Source organism: Synergistaceae bacterium, assembly GCA_031272035.1.
GTDB lineage: Bacteria > Synergistota > Synergistia > Synergistales > Aminobacteriaceae > JAISSA01.
Map to the genome: position 1 here is coordinate 1 of JAISUO010000112.1, position 9,596 is coordinate 9,596.

Annotated in this window: 6 protein-coding genes; all 6 read right to left on the bottom strand. The window is 59.8% G+C overall.

All coding sequences use genetic code 11. The annotated features are described in order from the left end of the window. The coding region (locus LBR61_13220; protein MDR1733041.1) for a HAMP domain-containing protein at positions 1 to 1,182 on the bottom strand (1,182 nt) is incomplete at its 3' end. Positions 1,183 to 1,299: 117 nt separating this feature from the next. Further along, positions 1,300 to 2,163 carry a hypothetical protein gene (locus tag LBR61_13225; GenBank protein MDR1733042.1) on the bottom strand — a complete coding sequence of 288 codons (864 nt, stop codon included), beginning with the start codon at positions 2,161 to 2,163 and terminating at the stop codon, positions 1,300 to 1,302. Continuing rightward, a complete protein-coding gene (locus LBR61_13230) occupies positions 2,160 to 2,537 on the bottom strand; it encodes a response regulator (protein ID MDR1733043.1) in 378 nt (125 codons plus the stop codon). Before LBR61_13230 ends, LBR61_13225 begins: the two co-directional genes overlap by 4 nt. A gap of 21 nt (positions 2,538 to 2,558) precedes the next feature. Further along, complete coding sequence (locus tag LBR61_13235) at positions 2,559 to 3,731, bottom strand: FIST C-terminal domain-containing protein (GenBank protein ID MDR1733044.1); 1,173 nt, start codon at positions 3,729 to 3,731, stop codon at positions 2,559 to 2,561. A gap of 107 nt (positions 3,732 to 3,838) precedes the next feature. Beyond that, the gene (locus LBR61_13240) at positions 3,839 to 6,307 is read right to left on the bottom strand and encodes a response regulator (GenBank protein MDR1733045.1); all 2,469 of its coding nucleotides are present in this window, start codon (positions 6,305 to 6,307) and stop codon (positions 3,839 to 3,841) included. After that, positions 6,304 to 9,528, bottom strand: a complete 3,225-nt coding sequence (locus tag LBR61_13245; GenBank protein MDR1733046.1) for a response regulator — start codon at positions 9,526 to 9,528, stop codon at positions 6,304 to 6,306. Before LBR61_13245 ends, LBR61_13240 begins: the two co-directional genes overlap by 4 nt. Positions 9,529 to 9,596 lie beyond the last annotated feature (68 nt).

The window sequence follows — 9,596 nt, forward strand, 5'->3', positions numbered from 1 at the left end:
GACGGACACCACCTGGCGCATGGCGGCCTCCTGGGAGTTCACCATGTCGGACAACGCCCCGACCAGATCGCCCAGTTCGTCTTTCCCCTCGTAGCCGAAGTCCTCCCGCGTGACGGTCAAATCCCCGCTCTGGCAGCGCTTCGCAATTCCCACAAGGGTTCTGATGGGCCTGGAAATGGACCGCGAGATGAACCAGGCGATGAGGAGCCCCAAAAGAACCGAAACCGCGCCCGCTACGATCAGGAGCCTCTCGGCGGAGCGCACGCTGGACAGGTTTTCCTCGGCCACTGTCCTCACCTTCTCCTCCGCGAAGCCGGTGATCTTTGAGGTTTCGTCATTATAACGCCGCATTAAGGCCGCCTGTTCCAAGACCGCTTCAGCCTCCGCCTTAATATCCTGCGCCATCTCTCCGAGTTCTGTCGAATAGTCGTCCAGGGCGCTCAGAACTTTTTGCATTTTAGATTTGTTTGCCGCCGATTGAGCGGCCGCGAACGCTTTATTGGCTTTTTCTTTTAATTCACGACATGCGTCCTGGAGTTTCAGCATCGCGTCGCCATCCAGCGCGCTTTGAGCAGCCATTACTTCCCGCCTGAGAGACATGGCGTCTCCATACATTTGTCCGGTCAGATAAAGCTGTTCAGCCCTCTGCGCCTTTGTATGGGTATCATCGTTATCCGAAACGGCGGATTTGTAAAAACTCCCCTGAGCGTCAAGGATATTGGTAATCATCGTGTCGCCGGCTTTGCTAATCTCGCTGAAACTCTGGTCCCTGAGCTTTATGGCATTCTGCATCTTTCTGACCGCGGTAACGTAATCTTTATGAACAGGAAGAATATTCTCCCTCACCATTTTGGGACTGGTCATGACCGGAAAGGACCTTCCCAAGTTCTCCATATCTCCGAGAGCTTTTTCCAGCACCGCAATTTTTACGTCGTCGTCCTTCATTGTTTCCGCAGTGCCGGTAAAACGTGTTTCATGCAGGGTCAGAAATGTTTCATACGCCGTGCGCTCGATTTCGGCGCTCAGACGCAGCGCCGGCGTCTCCTGCTCGCTGAGAAACCGGCTCTCCTCGCTCACCAAAGATAAATACCTGTGTGTCGTCAGCACAGCCGCCGCAAACACCAGAAGCACCACGCCAAAACCCAGCATCAACTTTGAAGCCATTTTCAGATTCTTCAGCATCGTCCATCTCTCCTTTACAGGTCTACTGTAAATCTGCTCGTTGTTCTCCACGGGAGGACTTTCCAAAGCAATCGCTTCAAAATTTCTTATTTTTTTCTTTTTTTTTCGTCCGCGCAATCATCCTTTCAGCGCTTCCAGCAGCAGGCCGCACCTGACGATGACGTCTTCGTAGTCGAAGGACTCCGCCAGCCTCCGAATTTCTTCCAGCAGCGACCTGTTTTCTCCGTCCAGAGCCGCCGCGTTCAACTCGTCCAGCAGAACGTCGATTCCGGCGGAGTCGCATTCAAGACAGGCCTCCGCCAGAGTTTCCAGTTTCTGGCGCAGTTCTTCGGGGGAGAGCGCGATTTCGGCCTCCATTTCGTCCATCAGGGACGTTTGCAGGAGCTTCGCCTGAAAACCGCTCATGTCGTCGCAAAAACTCCGCGTCTGCTTCGCCAGATTTCCCACGTCGCCCCTGTTCGCCGCTTCCTCCAGATCGCGGGCCCAGTCGGACAAAAACCGGTTGCCCAGATTCTCGAAAAGCCTTTTCAGCGAGCGAACCCGCACGGAGTATCCCCTCCAGTTTTCCGTGAACGCCAGCGCGCGGAGAACGTCCGTTTCGTCCTCCAGACTTTCGCAGAACCGCCGAAGAAGGTCGATGTAGGCGTCCCTGTCGTGCCCCAGACGAGCCAGACCCCGCGTAACGCTCAGGTCCTCCACCCGGGCCAGCTCTTTCAGCAGATCCTCCGCTTCGGACGAAGAATTTGGCGAGTCCCCCGCGGGCGGCAGCGCCACCACAGGAAGTTCCACCGCCGGGGTTCCCTCCGTCCGCGCCTCATTCTTCGCGCCGGATTCCCTCGACGGCATCCCCAGCTTTTTTCGCAGGGCTTCGTTTTCCTCACGGAGTTCACGGATTACCCGCAACAAAGTTTTTCTGTCGGCCGTCTCCAGCGTCCCGTTTTCTCTCATGTCGTCATCTCTGCCGGCGTCGGTCACGGTCAAAATCCCAGAGCCTTGTGAACCTTGCTTTTCAGCAGCTCCGGATCGAAGGGCTTGACCACGTAGTCCTTCGCGCCCCGTTCTCCGGCCTCCACCACGAGTTCCTTCGTGGCGTGGGAGGTCACGAAGATCACCGGAACGTCCTTCAGCCTGGGCTGCGAGCGAATGGCCTCCATGCACTCGAACCCGGACATGCCCGGCATATCGATGTCCAGCAGAATGAGATCGGGCGTAATGCGGTCAAGGGTCATCAGCGCCATATTTCCGGACTTCGCCAGGCGCATCTCGAAGGAGTCCTTCAGCACGCCCTGAATGACCTGAAGGTTTGTCTGAGCGTCGTCCACCGCTAAAATGATTTTCTTTCTTCTGTCCGACATGCGGATCTTCCTCCTTCCGAGTCACAGAACGCAGGAGACCAGAGTGAAGTTGTGAAAACGGTTCACATACGCGCCGGTCTCGTTTTTCAGCGGGCAGATTTCCCCGCCCGCGTAGCTCAGGTGATACGGGGCCTTGTTCCCCAGAGCCGCCATCACTTTCATCTCGTCGCACTCCCGCAGGCCCAGCAGCGTGTTGCGGTTGATGCAGGAGTGAATGAAAATGCCGTTGGCGTCCTCCTCCTGAAGGAGCTTGTCCACCGTGTTTCTGGCCGTCTCCACCACTCCGCCGCAGTCCAGTTGAACCACCGTGAACGCCGCGCCAGTGGGCACATCATTCGCGCAAATCCCGTAACCCTGCGGCATCACGATGCGCAGCGAGCGGACCGTGGGAGGCGTCCCGTCCCCCGCGTCGATTGCAAAGGGCAGGGCCAGTTTTCCGCTCTGAAAGTCATCACTGGACAGCCCAAGGGACATGAGGTAGTCGATGAGGGGAACTCCGTTGACTTTCCTGATGACGTGCCCTTCAGATTCAGTGATGACGCCCCATTTCCTCCGCGCCGCGCTCTCCGGCAGCGCCGTGACGTGAAATCGGGGCTTCACCTCGCCGCTCATCAGGATCAGCGCCAGCCTGTCGGAGAAGCTCCCGCCGTTCCACAGAACCTTGTTCTGCTCGTAACGCAGGGTGTTGTCACAGGAAAACCCGCCGAAAACGGGGATGTTGCCGCAGGCTTTCAGCAGAGAATAGCTGATGGAGTAGCTCCCCACGTCGATGATTACAGGCGCGTAGGCCAGTACCAGAGCGGGCTTTTGCGCGTCTTCCCCTCCGCCCAGTTTGCCCAGCGCCCGACGGTAAACCTCCGCCACGGAGGAGCTCACGCCGCTTTTGGTGATCGGCGCCGAGATCGCCGTGGAAAAAGAAACGTCGTCGCTGGTGAGCACGGAGAGGCTCAGTTGTTCAAACTCGCACTTCTCCCGCTCCGCGCTGGCCAGAGTGGTGCAGCCCGCCGTGTCGAAGGGCAGAGCCCCGCACAGCTTCCCGACGATGCCCTCTTCCACGAATTCGCAGTTGCAGAAGAGGATCCCGACGGAGTTTTTCAGCAAATTGCGCTTCAGGTCGAGCTGCCTCAGTATCTCCTCCAGGGCCAGCGACGGATCGTCTACTTCCATCGTGCTGGCGGTCAGCATCTTAATCATTTCAAACTTACCTCCGTACCGGAATTTAGAGCCCCTGGCTCTTTTCTGCATAAATTTTTGTGAGTAATTCGCTATAATTTTTCGATCAGCTATAACTTCTCAATCAGCTATAACTTTTCAATCAGCTCGCCGCACTTCTCGATGACCTCTTCGAAGTCGAATGCGTCCGTCAGGTCGCAGATTTTTGTCAGAGTGAGGTCAACGTCTCCGCTGAAAGTCGTTTTTCTCAGGGTTTTGACTGTCTCCGCCGCCCTGTCCACGTCGCAGCCCAGGCAGGCCTCCGCCAGGGTTTTCAGCGCTTCCGCCAGATCATCCGCCGAGAGCTTTTTCTTCTCTTCCCTGCCGTCTCCGTCGCGCTCCATCAGGGACGTCTCCAGCAGACGGAACCGGAAAAGCTCCATCTCCTCGCAGAAGCGCTCCGTCTCGCTCCGGCACTTTTCCTCGCTTCCCTCGCGGGAGGCTTTCTCCAGGGCCAGGGCCCAGTCGGACAAAAAACGGTTGCCCAGGTTCGCGAAAACGCTCTTCAGCGCGTGAACCCGTATGGCGTATTCCTTCCAGTCCTCGCGGGCCGCGAAGCCGCGGAGGGCATCCAGCTCTTTGTCCAGCCCCTTGCAGAACTGTCGAAGAATGGAGACGTAAATTTCCTCGTCCCCTCCGACGCGAGCCAGCCCGTCGGCGACGCTCAGGTCCTCCGTTTGGGAGAGCTGATCCAGAAGCCCCTCGGGAACGCCCCCCGCTTCCGGCGCTTTTTTATTCAGGGCTTCGCCCGGAGTTTCCGTCGTGCTTTCGTTCGGCGTTACGGCTTCCCTGAGCAGCTTTTCCGGGGGCAGCCACCGCAGGAGAATCGCGTTCAGCTCTAAGGCCTCGATGGGCTTGGAAAGAAAGCCGTTCATCCCCGCCTCCAGAAAAAGCTCCTTCGCGCCGGAGACCGCGTTGGCGGAAAGGGCGATGATGGGAACGCTTCCCAGGCTCCCCTCCAGAGCCCGAATGGCCTTCGTGGCCTCCACCCCGTCCATGCAGGGCATCATGTGGTCCATGAAAATGAGGTCGTATTGCTTCTTCCGGGCCAGTTCCACGGCCTCCCGACCGCCACCGGCCGTGTCCGGCTTTATTCCGTGCCTCGACAGAAACCCCGCGGCCACGGTCAGGTTGACCTCGTTGTCGTCCACCAGCAGCACTTTGAGGTCGCCGGACGCGCGGGCCAGCCGGAAGAACTCGCTCTTTTTCGTCTGGGAGGGGTCGCCCTCTATCAGGGGAACCCTCGCCGTGAAGACCGATCCCCTGCCGTATTCGCTCTCTAGGCCGATCTCGCCGTCCATGAGGCTCACGAGCTGCTTCGTTATGGAGAGGCCCAGCCCCGTGCCGGCGATGCCCTGGTTTTTCTTCTCGTCGGCCTGTTCGAAAGCGTCGAAAATTTTCCTGAAGTTCTTTTTTTCGATGCCGATTCCCGTGTCCTCCACCCGGATGGACAGGTAGTCGCGACCCCCTTTTTTCTCCCTCGTCAGGCTCAGGGACACGTATCCCTCCTGAGTGTATTTGACGGCGTTGTTGACCAGGTTCATGACGATCTGGCGCACCCGCGTCTCGTCGCCGAAGAGCGTCCGGGGGATGTCGTCCGCGATGGAGCTTCGAAATTCCAGCGGTTTGCCCGCTATGGTGAACCGCATGAGGGAACAGACGTTGCCGAACAGCTCGAAGATGTCGTAGTGTCCGGGCAGCAGGCTCAGTTTGCCGGCCTCGATCCTGGAGAAGTCCAGCACGTCGTTGATGATTTGAAGCAGGGAGCGGGACATCTTCCGAATGTCCGAGAAATACCGCGCCTGTTCCTCGTCCAGGTTGTCCACGCGCATCAGTTCGCTCATGCCGAGAATGGCGTTCATGGGCGTGCGGATTTCGTGGCTCATGGAGGCCAGGAAGTGGCTTTTGGCGTCCGCGGAAGCCTTGAGAATCGCGGCCTGCATGTCCATCTCCCGGTGCAGCTCGGTGGTGTCGTGGTAGAGGACGGCCACGCCGTCGAAGCGGCCGTGGTCGTCGAACATGGGGGTGACGTGGATTTCGTACGGGCGCGTCTCCTTCAGGCCGGGGAAGAAAATCTCCCGGTTCACCCGAATCCCCTCGCCGTCGTCCCGAACCTGCTGAATCTGATTTCGCAGCCGCGCGGCGTGCTCCTTGTCCCCCAGGGCGTTGTACACTTCGTAAACGTCCCGGCCCTCGACCAATCCGAAGTTTTCGATGCCGACGGCTTCGAGGAAAACTTTGGTGCAATAGGCCACCTGCCCCTCGCGGGACAGCAGCAGGATGATGTTTCGGGAGTTTTCCATCAGGAGTCTCATGTACTTTTCCAGCTTCCGCTGCTCCGCGGTCCGCAGCGACTCCATGATTTTGGACATATCGACGCAGATGCGGTATCTCTCCAGCCGCTCCTCCTGATGCCTCAGCGCTCTTTTCCGCCGTTTGTTCTCCTTCTCAAGCTTCAGAATTTCCTCGGCGAGCTCTTTTTCAGCGTCGGTCGCCGTCTCTCTTACCGCGGTCGGGGCCCCTGTCGTGGCCGCAGCCCTGGTACAGTTGTCAGTCATTCGAGTTCCACCTTCCTCAACTCGCCCAACGCAAGCGACAGTTCCGTCATTGCCGCTTTCAGCTCACCGTTTGGAGCTTCCGACGGCCCGTCTTTGCCAGTCCCCCCGGCGTTCACGCCGTCCCGGGAAGAGGACGCCGCGGAGGAGATCGCCGTTTCCGCTCTGGACGCCGCGAGCCTCAGACGCTCCGCTCCCATGGCGGCCGCCATGTTCCTGAGGCTGTGGGCGAAGCGGGCCGCCCCCTCCAGATCCCCCGCCTCCAGCAGCGCCGCGATGGCGTCGGCGTCCCCGGCGCGGTTCTGGAGGAACTTCGACAGCGCCTCTCGGTTTCCGGCGCTCTGTTCGCGCAAAACGGGCGCGCTGGAGGCAGACGCGATGGATGAAGACGCGTTGGATGGGGCCGCTCCGGGGGTCGCGTCCGGTTCAGGGGATTTGTCCCTTTCATGGGCTTCGCCCCTTTTAGCTTCCCCCTTTTCTCCAGCGGCCTCGGGGGAGGATAAAATCAGCTTTTCCGGCGGCAGCCACTCCAGAAGAGTCCGGTTCAGCTCCAGAGGGTCGATTGGTTTGGAGATGAAGTCGTCCATGCCCGCGTCGAGGAAAACCTGTTTCATGCCCGAAAGCGCGTTGGCGGAGAGGGCCACGATGGGCATCTCCCGATGCTTCTTCTCCAGCGTGGCGCGGATGCGGCGAGTGGTCTCGATTCCGTCCATCTCCGGCATCATGTGGTCCATGAGAATCAGGTCGTAGGTTTTATTCCGAAGCATCTCCAGCGCCTGTTCGCCGCTTTCGGCCTTGTCGGCCTTTATTCCGTGCTTGGCCAGATACCCCAGGGCCACGGTGAGGTTGATGGCGTTGTCGTCCACCACCAGAACCTCCGTGCCAGGTTGGGCCGAGACGCGGCGCAGCGTTTTCGGACGTTCGATCTTCGCCGGGTCGCCGGGCGTCAGGGGAAGGTAGATCGTGAAGGTGGAGCCCCTGCCGTAGTCGGACTCCACGACGATTTCCCCCTCCATCAGCTCCACGAGCTGCTTCGTTATGGGGAGGCCCAGGCCGGTGCCGTTGATGCCCTTGTGTTTATCGACGTCGAACTGGGCGAACTTGTCGAAGAGCCTGGACAGGTTCTCCTTTTTGATGCCGATGCCCGTGTCGCTCACCACCACCACCAGGCAGTCCCGCCCCTTCCAGAGCTCCCGCGTCACCCGCAGCTCCACGTGGCCTTTTTCCGTGTACTTCACGGCGTTGTTGAGGATGTTCGTGATGATCTGCCGCACCCGCGTCTCGTCCCCGAACAGGATGTCCGGCACGTCGGCGGAAAAGAAATGGTGGAACTGAAGGGGCTTGTTTTTCATCGTGACGAGGGTGATGGCGCAGATGTCGTCGTATATCGCCCGAATGCTGTAGTTGGTTTGCACCAGCTCCATCTTGCCGGCCTCGATCTTGGAGAGGTCCAGGATGTCGTTGATGATTTGCAGCAGGGCGTGGGAGGTTTTGCGGATGTCCCGCAGGTACTCCTTCTGCTGGTCGTCCAGGTTGTCCGTCCGCATCAGGTCGCTCATGCCGATGATGGCGTTCATGGGCGTGCGGATTTCATGGCTCATGGTGGCGAGAAACGCGCTTTTGGCCTCCGACGCCGCCTGAGCCGCCTTGCTTTCGATCTCCAGCTCCGAGCTTCTCTGGTTGGCCTCCTGAATCTCCCGCAGGTCGATGTGGTGTCCGATGACGCGCCAGCCGTCCCGCCACTTCACCCGCTTCAGCGTCACCTCCACCGGCAGAGGCTCTCCGTCCGCCCGACAGTGCTCCCAGTAGAACATGGCGTGCCCGGTGGAGTAGGCCCGGTGTATCATATCCAGCGCCTTTTCTCTGCTGGGCCTGCCGTCGGGCTGAACCTCCGGGGAAAAGTCGGAGAAGTTCTCCAGAAATTTCTGTTTATCCCTGCAGCCGAAGAAGGATATCACCTGCTCGTTGCAGTCCTCCGGCTCTCCGTTGGGGTCGAAGAAAATGCAGTTGGAGGTCATGGAGTCCAGCATGGTCTGCACCCGCTCGTTGGCGTCCCGGGTCTCCTCCTCTTTTTCAATGATCTCGCGCATGTCGCGGGAGTAGGCCGCCAGACCGAAGCCGCCCCGCCAGGGAATGCGCACCAGCGTGGTCTCCACCGGCAGCAGCTCCCCGTCGGAAGCTTTGTACATCCAGTTGAACCTCTGCCGGCCGGTTTCAAAGGCGGCGCGGATCATGCGAGCCCCTTTTTCTCTGGACCGCTCGCCGTCCGGCTGGAACTCCGGGCTCAGCTCGTAAAAACGGTCCATGTAGTCGGACTTTCGGGGAACCTTCAAAAGTCGCAGAGCTTCCAGGTTGCAGTTGAGCATCTGCCCGTTTCCGTCCCAGAGCGAGGCCAGAAGGGGCGTGGCGTCCATCATGGCCTGTATCTGCTGCTCCGCCTCTTTCGCCTTTTCGGCCTGCTCCCGCTCCTTGCGCAGGTCTCTGGAGTAGACCACGAAACAGTAGCCGCTTCGCCACAGCAGGCGCACGAGAAGCGCTTCCACGGGGAGGGGCTCTCCTTTGGCGTCGAGGTAGGTCCACTCGAAGTCATGATGCCCGCTTTCCACCGCGGCGCGGTACACTTTGGCGAATTTTTCGTCGGACCGCTCGCCGTCCGGCTGGAACTCCGGAATGAAGTCCTGGAATCGCTCGATGAGGTCCTCCTTCCGGGACACGCCGAACATCCTCAGAGCCTCCTGGTTGCAGTCCACGATGCGGTTGTCGCTGTCCCGAAGCGTCCAGGGCAGGGGTACGAAGTCCAGAAGCACGTGGGTCTGCCGCTCCGTCAGGGTGGTCACGAGGCTGGCTGGCTCGAAGAAGATGACCTCCGCGCCCTCGAATACGCCATCCTCGTTGACGAGGGGGATGGAGTGGACCACGTAGGGGCGCGGGTGGCCCGTGCCGGAGAAGTCGATCTCCAGCTCCTCCTCCAGAAACTGCATTTTTTTCTGGAGCAGTTTGAAGGCGCGCCGCGCGTTTTCCACGAAGGTCTCGCTCTCGAACAGGCCGTACAGCTCCGTGAAGTGCAGCCCCTCAACGCCGTTTCGCGCGGGGGCGGCTATCGTCCGGACCATCCGGTCGTTGAGGAACTCGATATAGCCGTCTTTGTCCAGGAGCATGACGGCGTTGGAATTACTGGCCAGCAGGAGCCGCAGATATCTGCTCTGTGTCGAGAAGGCATCCACGTTTGGGCGGCCCGCGGGGGGGTGGGGGCGTGGGGGGGGGGGGGGGGGCGGTGGGGGGGGGGGGGCGG

What these genes read in the sequence shown, in the direction of transcription:
- LBR61_13230 (MDR1733043.1), bottom strand. Translation starts at nt 2,537, where the DNA reads ATGTCGGACAGAAGAAAGAAAATCATTTTAGCGGTGGACGACGCTCAG.
- LBR61_13235 (MDR1733044.1), bottom strand. Translation starts at nt 3,731, where the DNA reads ATGATTAAGATGCTGACCGCCAGCACGATGGAAGTAGACGATCCGTCG.
- LBR61_13240 (MDR1733045.1), bottom strand. Translation starts at nt 6,307, where the DNA reads ATGACTGACAACTGTACCAGGGCTGCGGCCACGACAGGGGCCCCGACC.